12 protein-coding genes are annotated in these 19,717 nt (G+C 35.7%); 1 reads left to right on the top strand and 11 read right to left on the bottom strand.

The window, feature by feature from the left end; translation table 11 throughout:
* Position 1: 1 nt before the first annotated feature.
* From bglX to HM990_RS16460, 11 genes are all read right to left on the bottom strand, one after another.
* Positions 2–2,329: a beta-glucosidase BglX gene (gene bglX, locus HM990_RS16410; protein ID WP_178990466.1), complete on the bottom strand. Its 2,328-nt coding sequence runs from the start codon at positions 2,327–2,329 to the stop codon at positions 2–4.
* Positions 2,330–2,333: 4 nt separating this feature from the next.
* Positions 2,334–3,131, bottom strand: a complete 798-nt coding sequence (locus tag HM990_RS16415) for a carboxylesterase family protein (protein ID WP_178990468.1) — start codon at positions 3,129–3,131, stop codon at positions 2,334–2,336.
* A 3-nt stretch (positions 3,132–3,134) separates the two neighbouring features.
* Entirely contained in the window at positions 3,135–4,109 is a 975-nt protein-coding gene (locus HM990_RS16420) for a metallophosphoesterase (RefSeq protein ID WP_178990469.1), read from the bottom strand.
* Between the two features lie 3 nt (positions 4,110–4,112).
* Positions 4,113–6,074 carry a glucoamylase family protein gene (locus tag HM990_RS16425; RefSeq protein ID WP_178990471.1) on the bottom strand — a complete coding sequence of 654 codons (1,962 nt, stop codon included), beginning with the start codon at positions 6,072–6,074 and terminating at the stop codon, positions 4,113–4,115.
* Positions 6,071–7,405, bottom strand: a complete 1,335-nt coding sequence (locus HM990_RS16430) for a glucoamylase family protein (RefSeq protein WP_178990474.1) — start codon at positions 7,403–7,405, stop codon at positions 6,071–6,073. Before HM990_RS16430 ends, HM990_RS16425 begins: the two co-directional genes overlap by 4 nt.
* A gap of 147 nt (positions 7,406–7,552) precedes the next feature.
* Positions 7,553–9,295, bottom strand: a complete 1,743-nt coding sequence (locus HM990_RS16435) for a LamG domain-containing protein (protein ID WP_229719293.1) — start codon at positions 9,293–9,295, stop codon at positions 7,553–7,555.
* Positions 9,296–9,328: 33 nt separating this feature from the next.
* Complete coding sequence (locus tag HM990_RS16440; RefSeq protein WP_229719294.1) at positions 9,329–10,810, bottom strand: RagB/SusD family nutrient uptake outer membrane protein; 1,482 nt, start codon at positions 10,808–10,810, stop codon at positions 9,329–9,331.
* 12 nt (positions 10,811–10,822) lie between these two features.
* Positions 10,823–13,852: a SusC/RagA family TonB-linked outer membrane protein gene (locus tag HM990_RS16445; RefSeq protein WP_178990476.1), complete on the bottom strand. Its 3,030-nt coding sequence runs from the start codon at positions 13,850–13,852 to the stop codon at positions 10,823–10,825.
* A gap of 251 nt (positions 13,853–14,103) precedes the next feature.
* Positions 14,104–16,803 carry a helix-turn-helix and ligand-binding sensor domain-containing protein gene (locus tag HM990_RS16450; RefSeq protein WP_229719295.1) on the bottom strand — a complete coding sequence of 900 codons (2,700 nt, stop codon included), beginning with the start codon at positions 16,801–16,803 and terminating at the stop codon, positions 14,104–14,106.
* Between the two features lie 230 nt (positions 16,804–17,033).
* The gene (locus HM990_RS16455) at positions 17,034–17,231 is read right to left on the bottom strand and encodes a fasciclin domain-containing protein (RefSeq protein ID WP_178990480.1); all 198 of its coding nucleotides are present in this window, start codon (positions 17,229–17,231) and stop codon (positions 17,034–17,036) included.
* Between the two features lie 121 nt (positions 17,232–17,352).
* Positions 17,353–17,661 carry a hypothetical protein gene (locus tag HM990_RS16460; protein ID WP_178990482.1) on the bottom strand — a complete coding sequence of 103 codons (309 nt, stop codon included), beginning with the start codon at positions 17,659–17,661 and terminating at the stop codon, positions 17,353–17,355.
* Positions 17,662–18,011: 350 nt separating this feature from the next.
* On the opposite strand from HM990_RS16460, the gene ilvD reads away from it, so the two are divergent.
* Positions 18,012–19,691: a dihydroxy-acid dehydratase gene (ilvD, locus tag HM990_RS16465; RefSeq protein WP_178990483.1), complete on the top strand. Its 1,680-nt coding sequence runs from the start codon at positions 18,012–18,014 to the stop codon at positions 19,689–19,691.
* Positions 19,692–19,717: the final 26 nt, after the last annotated feature.

Below are 19,717 nucleotides of genomic sequence, written 5' to 3' on the forward strand. Positions count from 1 at the left end.
TTTATTTTGTAAGTTCAAATTCTTTCATCATTTCTGTAGTAGAGTCTGTACCCACAAAAACGTGGAATTTTCCTGGTTCTGCTACAAAGTCTAAATCTGAATTATAGAATTTTAAGTCTTCAATAGTTATCTTGAAGGTTACGGTTTTTGTTTCCCCTTTTTTAATGTTCACTTTTTCGAAACCTTTTAATTCTTTTATAGGTCTCGTCACTGTACCGACAATATCTCTGATATACAGTTGTACCACTTCTTTTCCGTCATAATCACCGGAATTGGTAACATCTACTGAGACTGTGATTTCACCATCGAAGTTGATGGCTGTTTTATCTAATTTGAAGTTCGAATAATCGAATGTTGTGTAACTAAGTCCATATCCAAATGGGTATAACGGCTCATTTCGAACATCTAAATAATTGGATTTGAACTTTTCAAATTTACCCTCCTTATTGTGTAAAGGGCGACCTGTATTTTTATGGTTGTAGAAAATTGGCACCTGTCCTACATTCATCGGAAACGTTGCTGTTAACTTTCCAGATGGGTTAACGTCTCCAAACAGCACATCTGAAATTGCCAAACCAGCTTCACTTCCAGGAAACCAAACGTTTAGTATTGCAGGGACATTTTCATTCTCATCGACAATAGCGAGAGGTCTTCCAGTAAATAATACCAAAACCACAGGTTTTCCTGTTTTCAATAAAGCGTTTAATAAGTCCTTTTGAGCCTGTGGAATTTGAAGATTTGTTACACTGCTACTTTCGCCACTGAGTTCTGCAGATTCACCGATAGCCGCAATGATAACGTCCGATTTATTAGCGATTGCTAACGCTTCATCCAATAGCTGTTTATCCGTTCTACCATCTCTTGGAATATCCTTACCAAACATAGTAACACGTTTTTCAAAATCTAAATCGTAATCCACATTACTTCCTTTGGCATATAAAATAGTGGATTTATCGCCTACAACAGTTTTTAATCCTGCAAAAAACGGATTTGATTTTTCTTGTTTTGTTGCAACGCTCCACGTACCAGCCATATTCACCGCATTATTTGCTAATGGACCGATTAATGCAATGGTTCCTTCTTTTTTTAAGGGTAGTAAATTGTTTTCATTCTTGAGCAATACGGTTGACTCTGCACCTACTTTTCTGGCAAATGCTCTATTCTCTTCAGTAAATATTTCGCTTTTTGCTCTATCACTATCGCAATATTTATAAGGATCATCAAATAAGCCTAACTCGTATTTTGCGGTTAACATTCGTTTTACAGCCGTGTCGATATCTGCTTCCGTCACCATTCCTTTATCTAATGTGCCTTTTAAGGATTTTATAAATCCGGCTTCAGCTGAGGGAGAATCGCCAGCCATATCCATATCGACACCTGCGTTTAGAGCTAAAGCGACAACGTCTTCTTCGTCACCCATGCCGTGAGCCATCATTTCCCAAATACCTGTATAATCGGTAACTACAAACCCATCAAAACCCCAATCATCTCGCAATAAATCTGTCAATAACCATTTATTGCCTGTTGCTGGTACACCATCAATTTCATTAAACGATGCCATTACAGAACCTACGCCAGCATCTACAGCCGCTTTATATGGTGCTAAATACTCATTGTACATTCTAATTTTACTCATATCGACCGTGTTGTAATCACGACCAGCTTCTGGTGCTCCATATAAAGCAAAATGCTTTACACAAGCCATCAACGTATTATTTTGACTCAAATCATCTTGCTGATATCCTTTAACCATAGCTTCAGCAATTCTGCTTCCCAAATAAGGGTCTTCACCGTTGCCTTCAGACACTCTTCCCCAACGTGGATCGCGAGAAATATCTACCATAGGAGAAAACGTCCAATTGATACCATCTGCACTTGCTTCGGTGGCTGCCATTTGGGCTGTTTTTTCAATGAGTTCCATATCCCAAGTCGAGGAGAGTCCCAATGGAATAGGAAATGTTGTTTCGTAGCCATGGATTACGTCCATTCCAAATAGTAATGGGATACCCAATCGGCTTTCTTCAACCGCAATTTTTTGAACTGCTCTAATTTTTTCAACAGATTTAATATTGAACATACCTCCAACTTTTCCTTCCTGAACTTTTTTACCCACGTCAGAGCTTTTGCCCAAACCTGTGGTAATATCACCTGAAACAGGAAGATTAAGTTGTCCAATTTTTTCGTCTATCGTCATTAAACCTAAAATAGAATCTACCTGTGCTTCAAATGGATTGCTATTAGAATTAGATTTTGATTCAGTTTTACAGCTCGTAAATATGAAAGCAATTATTGCTATGCTTATTAATTTAAAGTTGACGTTTTTTATCATTGTATCATTTTGTTTTAGAGAAAAGCCAAGTTAATAATTCTGGTTCCGCAAATGTTGGGTCCCAACTGTTATGATTTGCAAAATCGTATATCGTAAGTTTTGGAAATCCACCAGCGTTTAGAATAGCAGTTGCCATATTGATTGATAATAATGGATTTACCACATCATCTTTGGCGCCATGAAATATCCATAATGGAATTTTTTGGGCATAATTGGTGACCGAATCAGGATCTCCACCTCCACAAATGGGAATGGCAGCTGCAAACATTTCGGGTTTTCTATGGATAATTTCAAAAGTTCCCATACCTCCCATTGATAATCCCATCACATAAACCTGATCTGTTTTTATATACGGTTTAGTGACCATCTCATCCATTAAATCCATAGTTAAAGCCATTGCTGTTGTAGGAGGTTCATCATATTTATACTTAAATGTGATTGGTTTTGTGGAGCGATCTGCCTCTAACTTAGACCAGTAATCCTGTTCAGGACATTGTGGAAAAATGACTATTGCAGGAAAGGAATCGCGATGTTTTTCATTAAGAAATAAACTACTGCCATGCGCCAGTTGTTTTTTATTATCACTTCCTCTTTCCCCTGCGCCGTGAAGGAACAAAACCAGTGGATATTGTTTGGATTCATCAAAGTTCTTAGGCAATAGCATTCTGTACCTTAGAGTATCCTCTTTTTGAACATGATATTCTTTTGAGAATAAATCTTTTTGCTGTGCTGATATGCTCAAACTACTTAAAATGAAGCCCAAACATATGATAAACTGAATATATTTTGAATTCGTTGTCATTTCTTAAATTTTAACATTAGTAAACTTAAATTCATGTTCTGGTTCTGTTCTGAATGTATCTAACCAAGGCGAATAGGTTTTAACTGAAATTGATTTTGTTTTTTTATCGACCTTTATGATACGTAAATATCCTGAATCCCCTTTTTCTACACCTTTGACATTCTTTTGATAATTGGCCAACATTTGATAAACGTCAGTTCCAAAATCATTTTCTGAAACCAATTGACCTACTCCAGACCCTAAAATATGTCCAGAAAAAACCATTAACACATTTTTATTTCGTTTTATGAGTTTTTCCCATAAATTACCACCATGGTTTACGGCATCATGACCTGTCGCTTTTCCCACTCCGTATTTTTGAGGCAAATACCAATCCTCGCCATCCTGCAAGGTATTGTCATTATACATATACGAATGTGTGTTTATAATCACATTATGATCTGGATGTTTCTCAATTAATGAATTTGCCCAATCGACGGTTTTATTTCTAGGTCCGAATTCTAAGGAAAACACTAACCATTCTTTTCCAATGATGGTAAATTCTGAACAATTATTATCAATTGAATCCTCAGGAAATGTGGCGATGCTTTTAGATTGTGCTGTGTATTTTGAATGCGGAAAAACCGTATTTGCAAGAGTCGTATTTCTGGTGTCGGCAAATTTACCTGCTTCACTTCCCATATCGTGGTTGCCAAGTGATAGGCTATATGGCACTTTTCCATCAATAAGCGCCAAACCTTTTATCGCTATTTCCCATTCTTTTTCAGAATTATTTTGGGTTATATCTCCTTCATGTAGAACAAAAGAAAAACGATCATCTTGCTCAGCAATCCATTCCATTTGTTTCATATAAACCTCAGGAAATTCTTCTACATAGGTTTGGGTATCTGGTAATACAACAAACTCAAAGCTTTCTGCCTGGTTACAAGCGAAGCAGCTTAGGGTGAGTAAAATGAGTATGTTGTGATTAAATTTCATTTGTTAATAACTAAATCCTAGTGCATCCAATCCATTTTGAACATCTTCATTTTGCATAAAGAGATTCCATAATAATTGAGTTCTATAGTTTTCTATCATAATAATTTCAGGACCTTGATCTATGGCTAAATACGAACTTGCATACCACTCTTCAGTGGGATTGTATGCATCTATAAACCCATAATCACCCCATATTCTATCTCCAATCTTATAATAAAAAAAACGTATAGCATTCATAGACTCAATTGGTGCGTAAGGCAACGAGGATATGGCTGCCGTTGGAGTAATTACTCCCAAATCATTTGTTGGACTATGAGCAGAATATCCGTTATTGCTATCACTAGCTGTGAGACCCCAACTATTCGCATAATAGCCTACATAGTCTTCTGGATTATCAATACAGTATGAACGATTTATTAAAGTATGATTTACATTCTGAGTCCAATAGTTGGCGTATTGATCTTGGAGGTTTCTAGGGTCTAGCCCCAAATAAGAATAATGCGAAAAGAAAAGCGGGCCACCAAAATTACCTCCCGCAGGAAGTGTATAATCGTAATACACATTTCCATTTAACATATTTCCATTAAAAGCATAGCCTTCATCATATACTGATTGTGTTATTGAGTGCGTAGGTGATGCAGCTGCAAGAACATAAACAATCTGTGTTTCGTTATGCCCTTGAATCTTAAGATTCATTTGCCATTGATAATTTGGAGACCAATGCCAGTACAAAACGTTTTCACCTCCTTTTGTAAACCAATTCCATTCTACTTCATGCCATAAAGTCGTAATTTTTGTTTTTAATAAATTTTCTTGGGCATCCATAGCATTTAAGTATTGATCCACTGCTAACAACCCTTGTATCAAAAAAGCCGTTTCTACTAAATCTGCACCATCATCGAATTCAGAAAAAGGCACAACACTTCCCGAATTACCATTCAACCAATGCGGCCAAACACCATGATACCTATCTGCTGTTTCTAGAAAATTCACGATAGTTTCCCAACGTGCAATGGCCTCACTTCTTGTTATAAATCCTCTTTCAACACCTACAATCATTGCCATAAGCCCAAAACCTGTACCTCCAGTTGTTACTATATCATTACTGGTGTTACGCTCTCTAGCCATTCCTGAAACAGGGTGTCCAAAATCCCAAAAATACTTAAAGGTTTCTTCCTGTATTAATGTTAACAATTGATCGTCAGATATTAGAGGGAACTTGTCAGTATTATCAAAAGTTGTAAATAATTCAATATATTCCGACTCAAAATTTCTACCAATATTAACTCCTATGTTCTGATCAATAATAATTTCATATTTTTTCCAATAATCTAGAATTTCAGAAAGAACAACTTTGATGGTGACATCATTGACCTGCTCTACAGAAAAAGGCACACTTGGTGAAAAGGTGGTATTAGCCTGAAAATCTGAGGCAGAAACAGAATGAGAAAAAACAAAATTAAAATTTTCATTCAATGGAATTTCTAAATTTCTTTGATCTAGATTTAATATTTCATCCCCTATACGAGCTTCTAATAACTCTAAAGGATCAAGCTTTATTGAAAATGCGTAAGTCCTACCATCAAAGGTAGAACCATCATTTGCCATGAGATTATCTGATATTGAGAAGATGTAACTTTCTCCTTGTTCTAATATTATACTTGGTGTAATAATGAGCTCATCATTGTTTTGACCTTGCTCAACTGTTAAAGGAATATTGGAGTCTAAGTGGGTCAATGCAAACATCGAGGAATTTGGACTTATACTTTTATTAAATTTTATGAAAAACTGATTAGCTAAATCAAACTCTAAATTGTTTGAGAGTGTTACATTTCCAAATAGCACATAAGATATATTGAGATCACCTGTAGATGGTTCGTTATTAGTATCTCCTGAATCACTACTAGAACACCCAACAAGAAATAAAGTCATTACTAAATAAAATATGCCGATTTTTCTTTTCATTGGTTATCGATTCTAAATTCTAATTTTTTTAATCCTTTCTGTATATCTATATTTTGCATAAATAGATTCCATATTAAACCCGTCCTATAATTTTCAATCATTACTGGAATTGGGCCTTGATCTATTGCTAAATATCTTGGAGTTGACCAATTGTGTTCAAAGCTAAACGCATCATAAGGTCCAAATTTACCGATAAGACTATCGTGATTTTTATAGAGGTTAGCCAACATATTCATGCTCTCTTTAGGCGTATATGGAAATGACGATAAAGCTGCCGTTGGTGAAATGACTCCAAAGTCATTTCCAGGTCTGTGACCTTTATAACCTTTTACAGAATAACTTGATGTTAAACCCCATAGACTATCGCCATAACCTTCAAAATCCTTCGGATTATCTACAGCGTATTTATAGTGGATTTTCGCATGATTTTGAGTGAGCTTCCAATAATCAGCATACTGATCTGATAAGCCTTTTGGATTTAAGCCTAAATAGGAATAATGAGCCCAAAATAAAGGACCGATTTTAGCATCACTGTGTTCGTAATAATTTAAAACTAAATCTTCATCGTAATACGTTTCATTTGAAACAATGGCTCCATTTTTGGCCCAACCTTTCTCGTAAACGGATTTACTAATTGGATGTGTTGGAGAAGCAGCAGCTAGAACATACATAATTAAACATTCGTTATAACCACCAACTGGGAAATCCATTTCCCAACCAAATTCAGGCGACCAGTGCCAGTACAAAACATTTTCACCATTTTTAGTGTACCAATCCCACTCAACTTCTCTCCAAAGTTTATCTATTTTGCCACGAAGTTCTTTTTCCTTGGTGTTTTCCCCATCAAAATATTCTGAAACTGTTAATAATCCTTGAATTAAAAAAGCCGTTTCAACCAAATCACCTCCGTTATCTTTTTTACCAAACGGATATACTTTACCTGTTTCTCCATCTATCCAATGTGACCACGCCCCATGAAAACGATCGGCTTCCTCTAAAAAATCTACAATTTTTAAATAGCGATTAAGCGCTTCTTCTTTTGGGATAAAACCTCTTTCGATTCCTACTAAAATGGCCATTAGGCCAAAACCACTTCCACCTGTTGTTACGGTATTTTTAGGCGAAGTAGGATAACTATCATCCATATGCAGACGTTCTCTAGCTAAACCAGAGTTGGGTTCCGCACCTTCCCAGAAATAACTTATAGTCTGTTTTTGGATTGTATCCAATAACCCTGTGCCACTAATCGTTTTTTCTTTTGGTAGAACATCCGTAATTGTTTTATCTTCTTTAGACGAATTGCAACTCATCAATAAGAATAGCGACGCCATTACACCAGAAGAATCACGTGATTTGATTGTTTCATTTAAGAACGTAAATTTTAGATAAACTTTAGCTGCACTTATGATACATAAATGCAGCTAGAGTATTGAAGACTAATTCAAAACATTTTACATTAATTTAAGTTGAATTTATATTTAAAGCATTGATTGAATTTCAGCTTGGGACAGTGCTTTTTTATAAATTCTTAAATCGTCCATTGCACTTTCATCTGATAAATGCCCCCAACCTGTGAATCTAGGAGCACCTGACATAATGGAAAGTATATTACAATCTGTCCAATCAACTCCTGCAAAAGCATCTTGTCTTACAACTTGTCCATCGATATAAACTACAGCTTCAGTTCCAGAAATTGTAAATGCTATTTGAGTCCATTGACTACTATTTGGGTCAATGTCAGCAGCTGCACCACCATCAAACCAATTATCTCCAGTTCCGTTACCAACATTTAACTTAATACGTTGCATGCCTCCTGCATTTTCTCTGAATAATCTAAACCCACTAGTACGATTATTTTGTGCATCTGGATTGTCAGTGTCCTGAGGACCAACCACCAATATCCCTGCGCGATCCGGTATTGCGTTAACCTTATATCTAAAGATTGCTGAAAATTCTTCGTTTAGTAAACCATCGGTAGGAAATGTAAGATATGAATCTGTGGCTCCTAAATAGGCATTACTACCCTCAAAAGCTCCAGCCATACCAGTAAATGAAGGGTTTCCTACCTCAGTGCAATCTTCACCACTATATCTGTCCGTGTAGTTGCCATTAAACCCAAGTTTAAAAATTTCATCACCTTGAGCTACCATTGCTAGAATTTCATTCTGAGTTAATGCCGTATTGAATAACCTTAAATCGTCTAAGTAACTGCTATCAGATAAATGTCCCCAACCTGAAAATCGAGGTGCTCCAGACATAATAGAAAGCACATCACAACCGGTCCAGTCTATACCGCTAAAAGATCCTTGACTAACTACTTCTCCGTTGATATAAACAACCACTTCAGATTCTGAAATTGTAAATGCTAGGTGCACCCACTCATTAGTTGTAGGGTCTACATCAGCTGCCGCTCCGCCATCAAACCATGAATCTGCCGTTCCATTTCCTACATTTAGTTTATAACGCTGCATTCCATTTGCATTTTCACGAAACAATCTAAAACCACTTGTTCTATTGTTTTGAGCATCAGGGTTATCAGCATCTGGAGGGCCAATAACTAAAACACCTGCTCTGTCTGGAGTTGCATTAACCTTAGTCCAAAATGAAGCACTAAACTGAGCCCCTAATAATCCCGTGGTTGGAAATGTTAAGTAAGAATCCGCTGCACCTTCATAAGCCTCTGTGCCCACTTTAGCATCAGCTGTAAAACCTGGGTTTCCTACAGCAGTTGCACTAATTCCGCTGATAGCTTCTAAATAGTCCCCTTCAAAAGCCATATAAAACTGTTCGCCGTCAAATAATGGCGTGTACGGTGGTACATCTATTTTTTCGAAAACAGCAGTTTCCATCACTACAACATCATTGATGTCAGTAGCCGTAATTGTTAATGTATGGATTCCCGTTGACACCTCTGTTGTCAAATCATCAACAACCAGTAATCTATTGTTTGTAAACTCACTAATGTTTACTATCTCAACATTATCAATTTGTACAGAAACATCAGCAATTCCTAAATCATCCTCAATTTGAAATTGGATGACGACAGTTGCCATTTCTTCCTGTGAAGTGATAACACCAGAATCCATAGGGCTTGAAAGTGTAATAACAGGACCGTCATAAGGAAAATCACTAAATCCAGGCTGCTCCAAATCTTGGCAACCCAATAATAGTATTCCTATAAATATGGTGCCCAAATAGTTTAAAAGTTTATTTTTCATCATTTCTATGCTTTTTATTTGTTATAATGATATTAATTAGTAATCAGGATTTTGAACAATTACTCCACCTGATTGATCAATGGCATCTTGAGGAATTGGATACAATGCATGCTTAGGCAAATAACCCAAACTCCCTAATACTGAAGACGCATCTCCCCATCGAACCAAATCGTAAAATCGATACTCTTCTAATGCAAATTCCACTCGTCTTTCTTGCTTAATGGCATCTCTCAAAGCACTTTGAGAATTGGCAGACGTATTTGGAAGTCCAGCTCTTGTACGAACCTGATTTATAAGATTAGCTACCTCAGTTGAAGAAGCTAATCCAGATTCGTTACCAGCTTCTGCAGCCATAAGAAGAATATCTGCATATCTAAAGATTTTAATATTCTCCCACCTGTTACCGTTTACTCCTAAATCTGAACGAATACTTTCATCGGTATAAGCTTTTTTGTTCCAATATGGCTGAGCCAATGGCGGAAAATCTGGTAAAGTACCGCCACCAAAGCCTCCATCGTCTTGACCAGACTCTAAAATTGTATTGGCTTTTCTTAAATCACCAGGTTCAAAAGCATCTACGAGATTTTGTGTGGGTACATTAAAGCCCCAACCTAAGTTCCAATCACCAGTTCCCCTGACGCCTTGTGAAATAAAATAGTTATTGTTAAACTGGTCGCCGTTATCGGTTATAGTTTGTTGAATTTCAAAAATAGAACCAACACCGTTATTACCTTCCCTTTCAAACAAATTTACCAAACTAGGGTCCAACATATAAACCCCTGAATCAATGACCTCCATACATTTATTATACGCGTTTGACCAATCTTCTTTATACAGATACAATTTCGCTAATAGTGATTTTGCAAAACCTGAAGTTGCTCTTCCAGGGTAATTTGGCCACGTAAGTGGTAGGTTTTCTTCGGCAATCATCAAATCTGCAATGACAAAGTTATCTATCTCTGCTATAGAAGATTTTGGTGCAAAGGCATCTGAAGGTACATCGATAGTAACCGTTATTATAGGAACTTCACCATAATCTCTTCTAAGTTCAAAATACATTAATGCTCTTATCGCCCTTGCCTCTGCTTCATTTATAAGACTTCCTTCGTCTGTAGACCCAGATTCTTGTACATTATTAATAACCTCGTTACATGCGAAAATAACCTCATAATGAGAATTCCACCAACCTGTACTTAACCCGTTTGTAGCGATATACTGGAAATCGTTGAATGCGGTGCCATTGGCCGCCGAATCACCATCTGTGCTACCCTTTTTAGCATCATCTGATCTAATGCTTCCAAACCAGTATCTGTTCCAAGTTCCTATATTAGTGGTTCTCGTTAAGGAATAAATTCCAAATACGGCAGCTTCTTCGCCACCGACACCTAATTCTTCATTATTTGCTACTTCGCCTTGTGGTAACCTGTCCAAAAAGTCATCTTGACAAGAAAAAGAAACTGTCAGCAAAGCTATTAAGCACAGCACTTTAAGTTTTGACATACGTTTTATATTTTTCATAATATTTTTTTTTTAGAATGTTAAATTTACACCAACAGTCGATATAATAGGTAATGGATAACCACTAGTATCAACACCAAAAGATGTTGGAGAACCTCCAGCCTCTGGCGTAAAACCAGATGTATCTGACCAAGTATATAAATTCTGGACGTTAGCATATATTTTCACTTGTTGTAATTTCAACTTTTCGAGCAACTTATTTTGAAGCGTGTAACCCAATTGAATATTTCGTAATCTTATGTAGCTACCGTCTTCAATCATATAAGTCGACGGTAAACTGTTATACTCTGTAGAAAACAGCCTTGGTTCCCAATTCGAAGTTCCTGAACCATTCCATCTGCCAGCTCTTTCTGTTCGAAAATTAAATTGGGTGAAAGAATTTCCATTACCCCAATTACGGTAGATCTCATTTCCATATACGCCTTGAAAATCCATACCTAAAGTAAAATTCTTATATTTAAGGTTGAGATAAAAACCATATGTAAAGTCTGGAGTTGGATTTCCTATTTTGGTTCTATCATCTGGGGTTATCTCACCGTCACCGTTAACATCCCTATATTTAAAATCACCTGGCGCATAACTACCTAAGGTACTCGGAGGTAGTGCAGCGATGTCTGCATTAGATTGATAAATACCATCTACAATGTAGCCATAGAAGCTCCCTATCGGTTGTCCTGTAATAGTTCTAGAGGCAGAACCATTGGCAAATATTGCGGCATCCTCAAAAGTAGATAACACTTCGTTATTTACCGTTGTAAGGTTACCACCAATGGAATAACTAAAATTATCATTAAATTCATCACTCCAAGAAGTTTCAAACTCGAACCCCTTATTTCTAATCTCGCCAAAATTATCAAAAAATGTTTGGACACCTGTATCAACAAAAACCAATAAATTTTCAGTTTTCCGATTGTAGTAAGTAGCATTAAAAGTTAATCTATAATCTAACCATGTGGATTCAAAACCTGCTTCCCACATATTTACGGTTTCCCATTTCAAATTTGGATTCTCCTCAAACTTTTGAATAAAACCTGGGAAAACCTGATCTCCAAAAACCGCAGTAGCACCTTGGCTTACACCAGGATAATAGGGATAATTGGTACCACCTGGCAAAGCTTGATTTCCTAATTCACCAATAGACCCCTTTAATTTCAAATTGTTCAAACTACTAAAATTATCCATAAATCCTTCCTCAGTAACCAACCAACCAGCACCAACAGACCAAAAGTTCTGTGCTCTGTTATCAGGAGCCAACTGGGAAGTAGCGTCTCTACGATAAGAGGTGTTCAATAAATACTTTCCATCATAATTATACAACACCCTAGCTAAAAATGATGACGTTGCCCTCTCTGATTGACTTGAATTGGAAGTTCTAGTTGAAGGATCCCCATAAGGGAAAACATTAAGATACCAAAACCTTGAATCATCAGGGATGATACCTACTGCAGAATTAGGATCGTGTGCCACGCTACCTGAAATGCTTTCGAAAGCCGTTTGAGTAGTGGTAAAACCTGTCACTGCGTTAACATCGTGTTTTCCGAATTCTTTTTTGAAGGTCAACAAATATTCTTGCTGAAAATTAAATACTACTGTACTTGATTGGTTTACCCTTGTTATTTGATTTCCATTAAAATTATCAATTTCATCCGTTTCAGATACATATATAGGAACAATAGGCGTGTAAGCCCTACCCCTGAAATTATTATAGTCCCCATATATATTAGCCCTAAAATTAAAATGCTTAAGAAAATCGACTTCTGCAAACAGACTCCCTACAAAACGATATCGCTCACCTATATTTTTGTTTTTAGTTACTTCTGCGACCAATGCTGGATTTCCGATTTGAGGTCCACCAATTTGTATAGGTAATTGGTTATACAACCCGTTGAATTCTGGTCGATCGTCATAATGTATAGGATCAACAATAGGAGTTGCATTCAATGCGGATCCAAAACCACCTGTATTTGGGAGTTTGTCTTGTAAACCATTGATAGTTAAACCCATCCTAAAACTATCAGTTATCTTATATTCATTATTCAGGTTAAAGGTAATTCTTTGTAATTCCTCATCCTTAACAAGCCCCTCTTCTAAACGATAGCCCAGCCCAAAAGACAGGGAATTTTTTTCCGTAGCATTTTGGATACTTAAATTATTTGTTTGTATAAATGCTGACTTGTTTGAAATTGTATCCACCCAGTCGGTATCTCCAGTAAACTCATCATAATATGAAAAAGGTGCCACTCCTTCATTCACCAATTGTTCATCATAAAGTTGTCTAAACAGAGCTGCATCAGCCATATCTGGTGCATCCGTAATATTTTTAACCCCTATTGAAGATGTAAAATTTAAAGTAAATTCGCCGTTTTTAGCTCTTTTCGTAGTCACAATTATAACGCCATTTGCACCTCTTACACCAAAGATTGCTAAAGATGAAGCGTCTTTTAAAACCTCAATGGACTCAATGTCATTTGGGTTTACAAAGTCTATGTTATCTGCAAATATACCATCCACAACAAATAATGGACTTACATTATATCTACTACTTGTACCTCTAATCCTTATATCTGGATTTTGACCAAGTTGTCCAGAATTTACTACTGATAACCCAGAAACCTTACCTTGAAGGGATGCTAAAGGGTTACTAGCAGGTTTGTCCGCGACCTCTTCCCCATTGACACTTGAGATAGAACCTGTTAAGTCCCGTTTTTTGGCAGTACCATAACCAACCACAACAACCTCGTTTAATGAGGCAATATCATCTTTAAGGATAACATTTATTTCTGTTTGATCTTCAACCGTAACTGTTTGTGCTATAAAACCCACGTAACTGAACTCAATTTGTTCGCCACGACTGACTTGAATAGTGTATTTACCATCAAAGTCAGTAGAAGTTCCCCTACTTGTTCCTTGAATAATGACATTAACACCTGGCAATGGCATTCCATCACTTTCACTTGTTACAACTCCATTGACCTCAATCTGCTGGGCAATAGCACAAATTGAAAAAAAGAGCATCAACAATAGACTGATTTTTGTTTTCATAAAAATTGATTAATTATTTGATTAATTTGTTAGTTTATTTACAAGCCCAAGTTATAATCTTATATCAATTTAATTTAACATCCTTTTACATTTTAAATACGCCATTAAGTATGTAGAAGGTTAAGAAATGTTAAGAAAACTCGTTTTGACGTACTATAAAGCTATAAAAAAAACGTTGTAGTCGAAATAAAATTAACAGAATGACGTAGTAATGACGTAGTAAAAAACAAGAAATTGGTAAGAAAATGTGTTTAAATTTTAATATTTAACAAATAATCCACTAAAGAAATATCATTTTCTAAATCTAATTTCTTTTTCAATCGATATCGGTGGGTTTCAACGCCTCTTATTGAGATATTCATAAGTGGCGCAATTTCCTTAGAGGATAAATTCATTTTAATGTAGGCGCAAATCTTTAAATCCTTCGGAGTCAGTTTTGAATGCTTGGCCTTTAATAATTCGAAAAACTCATCGTGCACTTGACTGAAATTATTTTCAAAGACTTCCCATTCGTCCTTGTGCAAAATGGAATTATCTAATTTTTTTAACAGTTTTTTAAAGACGTAGTAGTTATTAAACCCATCTTTATTGACAGTAAGCTCTTTTTTAATATCTTGTAAGGTTTCGTTTTTCTTAACTAAAGCCATGGCGTTATTCGCCAGCTGCTTACTTTTAAGTTTTATTTCGTTCTGTAAGGATTCATTTTTAAGTTGCACAATTTGCTTCTCATTTTCTAATGTTTTTTCCCTTAATAACTTTTGTTGCTCCCTTTGATATTTAATTTTGATGAGTCGCTGTTCTTTCGCAATTTTTTTATGGTGCATGGCATAAAATACCAGCACGAGAGCCAAGGCCAATATTAGATACAGTAAAAAACCCCATATATCTCGGTACCAAGGTGGCAAAATCTCTATCATTAATGTTTGACTATGGGACATATTGCCCGAAATGTCACTGGTCCGAAAATCAATGGTATAATCACCATCTTTCAGACTTGAAAAATCAATTATATTGCCATCAACTCTATACCACAAATTATTAATTTCGGAAATATTATACTCAAAAAAATGATTTTTTGAATTTGGAGAGGACAACGCAACCATCATATTTTTTCCATACTTAAAACTCACCCCTTCTGAAATTACATTTGAAATATTGATGCGCTCATTTCCTATAAAAACCGCGTCTATACTCGGTTTATTTAGATTTATGGTGGATTTGGAATTCCCATTGACAATCATTAAACCGTTATCCAAATTTAAAGCATAAATTGAATCCTTTAGTTTAGAAACATTTTCATATCCTACTACATATCTATTTTTCAAAAATCCGTCGCTTAACACCAAGTCCTCATCACTTGAGAATGATTTGAAATTAATAGATCCATTTTTATTTTTTAAAGCAAAAAGTGAGGCATCTTCTTCTGAAATGATGTAGTTTTCTTTTCCCAATTTTTCGTTGAGCAGCTTTGATGGAACTATAGAATCTAAAATAGGTTCATACTTCTGCCAACCTTCATTCGTTTTAAAAGTTATAATGTTCTTTATATTATAAACCCTAACATTATAATTTGAATTTATACCTTTATCTTGGTAATTCTTGATACTAATAATGGTATCATAATTAGTATCAAATCTAACCCTATATATGCCCTTTGTGGCATGAGCTACCCAAGCAGTAGAGGCGTTTTCAAACACCAAGAATCGAGACGGAATTGTAGTTTCACCAAGGTGTTTTGCGCTCCATTCGCCAAGTACCTTTTCAAATTTCACAAGTCCTGAATAAGTACCTTGTATATAGGTATGGTTCTTTTCTGGTATTTTTTTAATGGTATAACCTCCCGTATGGCTAGAAATCAATTCAAGTTTATCCTTATTCACCAAAAATGTACCTTCATTATGACCACATAAAAGATCACCTTCTAAAATCTTTAAGTCCCAGACTTGACCTTGGGAACCCTCTAGAAATTCTAATTTATCATTGGCATTTAACCAAAAAAGACCTGTGTTGGTTCCAATATAAATGACATTTTGATATTCTATAATATCGTAAACCGCACCCAATTTACCCGAAACATCGTTAAAAAAATAATTGCTACTGTTGAGCTCTATGTTGGCAATACCATTATCTAAACCCAGCCAAAGATTATCTGATTCATCTAATGTTTGACCCAAAACAGTATTATTTAACAACCCATTTTCCTTGCTGACATGAAATTCTAATTTTCCCTTAGCATCGGTTAAAAAAACGCCGTCTTTAATGGTGCCAAATACCATTTTCCCATTTCTTAATTTTGAGAACGTATTTAGCTGATGTAATTTTATAGGTTCGTTGATTTCAAATTTAGTCGGCGTCAGTTTTCTGTTTTTTAAGAAAAAACTTCCTTTCAAAGACGTCATTAAAAGGAGGTTGCCTTGGTATTTATCAATAGAAATAATTTTAGTGTCGAGCAGAGAATCATCGAAATAAAACGGTTCCAACCCATTGTCTTTCAATAAAAATATACCTTTATTTAATGTGCTTACATATAGCTTATCTTCAACCACACTACAAGAAATCACTATAGACTCTGGCTTTAATAGTGTTACATTCTTGTAATCGTATATGTATATATTTAAAAAGGAGCGAAAAATAATTTTGTCGTTAAATTTCACAATTTCCCAAATTTCTTCATTTGGGGAAATTAAATCCACTATCGAATCGCTTAGGGAATAATATTTTAGTAAACCGAAATTGTCTCGTTTCCAATATCCGAATTCCTCGTAAGATCCTGTATAGACCACATCATCTTCTGCTAAAACCGATCGAACCGTGGTTTTATTCGGTAATTGATAAAACTTCCAAATTAAGGCGTCATATTCTAATAAGCCGCTATGATTTGCAACATAAACCCTACCATCTTTAGCTCTAGAAATATCCCAGTTTTGGTTACCTGCTTTATACTCTGCCAATGTATAATTGTGTACACTAGGTGAGAATTGGCCGAAACATTCCGATGAAAAAATAAAGCATAATAGTAAAAAAGATAAACACTTATTCATCTTGAAATAACACATAAATTTTTAATGAAATTGTTTAAAATTAACAATTTGATCCAAAGCAACGCATCTTATCCTTAAAATTCGACCATAAAAAGGGCTCAACCAAAGTTAAGCCTTTTATTAACTGTAAGTTCTGATAATTACTTTTTAGTCATCAATACATCATTAATGATATGAACAACTCCGTTTGACGCATCAACATTGCCTTGAACAACTTGAGATTTTTTTCTTCTAAAATCTTTTATCAGAAATAGGTCTCCATCTATCATCGCTGTTAATTCTTCTCCAGAAATCGTTTTAAAAGTATATTTTCCTTTTGCTCCTTTAATTGCTGCCATCAATTTCTCTGTGGTTATTTTTCCTGATACCACATGTTATTTTAGAACTTTTTGAGGCGTGTCTTTGTTTTCTGGATTCAATAAGCAATACACTCTACCTTCTGGTAATTTATAAAAAGCATTATTTGATGGTGAAAACCGTAAAATCAACTGGTTCTGACAACATATTTGCCAAATCCGCCACTATTAAAGCTGCAACTAAAGTAAATAGATACTCAGTAGCCATTGCTTTTCCTGCAATACAATTTTTCATTGCGATAGCTTTCCTCTCTTCCTCCATCTTTTTCATTTCCATTTCTTTTTTCTCTTTAGCTTCCATCTCCTTTTTCCCAGCTTCCATCTTCATTTGCTCTTTTTCTTTTCTACCATCATTACATGCAGTTATTGCTACAAATAGCATACACATCACTGTTTCTAATATTGTGTTCATTTAAATTTCAAAATAAAAATTTATTTATTGTTTATAATAAATACGGCAATATGAGTCTTTGGATTTAAATGATAATAGGTTAGTATAACACGATCAAAAAATAAACTCAGAATTTAAGCATTGCTTAAAAAGTCAAAAGCTTTTTTTTAAACGAAAATTTAACACACTTGAACATCATATTTATTTAGACGCAAAACACTGTATATCATTCTTTTAAACCAGTGCTTTTATAATTGGATTTAGATTAAGAAAAAGAAAGTTATAATCGAAACATAGTATATCAAGTAATTTAGTTTCTGCAAATCAATTTTGTGCCACAAGGAGCGCAGTAGAAATGCTTAAATAAGACTATGAGTGAATTAAACAAATACAGTAAAACGGTTACTCAAGACCCTACACAACCAGCTGCTCAAGCCATGTTGCATGCCATTGGATTAACAAAGGAAGATTTTTTTAAACCTATTGTCGGCATTGCAAGTACAGGTTACGAAGGTAACCCTTGTAATATGCACCTTAACGATTTGGCTAAATTGGTAAAGGAAGGTACAAAGAATGAAGATGTCGTCGGATTAATATTCAATACCATTGGTGTAAGTGATGGTATTTCCATGGGAACGCCAGGAATGCGTTACTCATTACCTTCCCGTGATATCATTGCCGATTCTATGGAAACAGTAGTGCAAGCTATGAGTTATGATGGATTGGTAACAGTTGTTGGCTGCGACAAAAACATGCCAGGTGCTTTAATGGCTATGATTCGATTGAATCGTCCTTCTATATTGGTCTATGGTGGAACTATTGACTCTGGTTGCCATAATGGAAAAAAATTAGATGTGGTTTCTGCTTTTGAAGCTTGGGGAAGTAAAGTTGCTGGTACTATGACCGAAAACGAATTCCAAAATATCGTTGAAAAAGCATGTCCAGGAGCTGGAGCTTGTGGCGGCATGTACACGGCAAACACTATGGCTTCAGCAATTGAAGCTTTGGGTATGACGTTGCCTTTCAACTCTTCAAATCCTGCATTAAGTGATGACAAGAAACAGGAATCCGTTAGAGCTGGTGAAGCGCTGCGTTTATTGTTGGAAAAGGACATAAAACCTTCGGATATTATCACAAGAAAATCGCTTGAAAATGCCGTTCGTTTAGTAACAATTTTAGGTGGTTCGACAAATGCAGTATTACATTTTTTAGCCATTGCAAGAGCTGCACAAATCGATTTTACATTAAAGGATTTTCAAGATATTAGTGACAACACACCGTTTTTAGCCGATTTAAAACCAAGTGGTAAATATCTAATGGAAGATGTTCATGCGGTCGGTGGAATTCCTGCGGTATTAAAATATCTTTTGAAAAAAGGGTTGATTCATGGCGATTGTTTAACCGTTACAGGAAAAACAATTGCTGAAAATTTATTGGATGTTGATGATTTAAAAGAAGGCCAAGACGTTATCAAACCTATTGAAGAACCTATCAAAATTTCAGGACACTTAAGAATGCTCTATGGCAATTTAGCAACCGAAGGAAGTGTTGCCAAAATTACGGGTAAAGAAGGCTTATGTTTTAGAGGAAAGGCGAAAGTCTTTGAAGGAGAGTATGCTGCAAATGATGGCATAAGAGACGGAAAAGTTGAAAAAGGAGATGTCGTTGTCATTAGATACGAAGGTCCAAAAGGTGGCCCAGGAATGCCCGAAATGCTAAAGCCAACGGCTGCCATTATGGGAGCAGGTTTAGGTAAAGATGTGGCTTTAATTACTGACGGAAGATTTTCAGGAGGCACCCACGGTTTTGTTGTTGGACATATCACGCCAGAAGCACAAGAAGGCGGAACAATAGCCGTCGTGAAAGATGGAGATATTATTACCATTGATGCTGAAACCAACTCCATATCATTAGAAGTTTCTGAAGAAGAACTTCAAAAACGAAGAGAAAAATGGAAAGCACCAGAATTAAAATTCGAACGTGGTGTTTTATATAAATATGCAAAAACAGTATCCTCAGCATCAAAAGGCTGTGTAACTGATGAATTTTAGACTAAATAAATTATTACCAAAATGTC

The organism is Winogradskyella schleiferi (assembly GCF_013394655.1).
Lineage (GTDB): Bacteria > Bacteroidota > Bacteroidia > Flavobacteriales > Flavobacteriaceae > Winogradskyella > Winogradskyella schleiferi.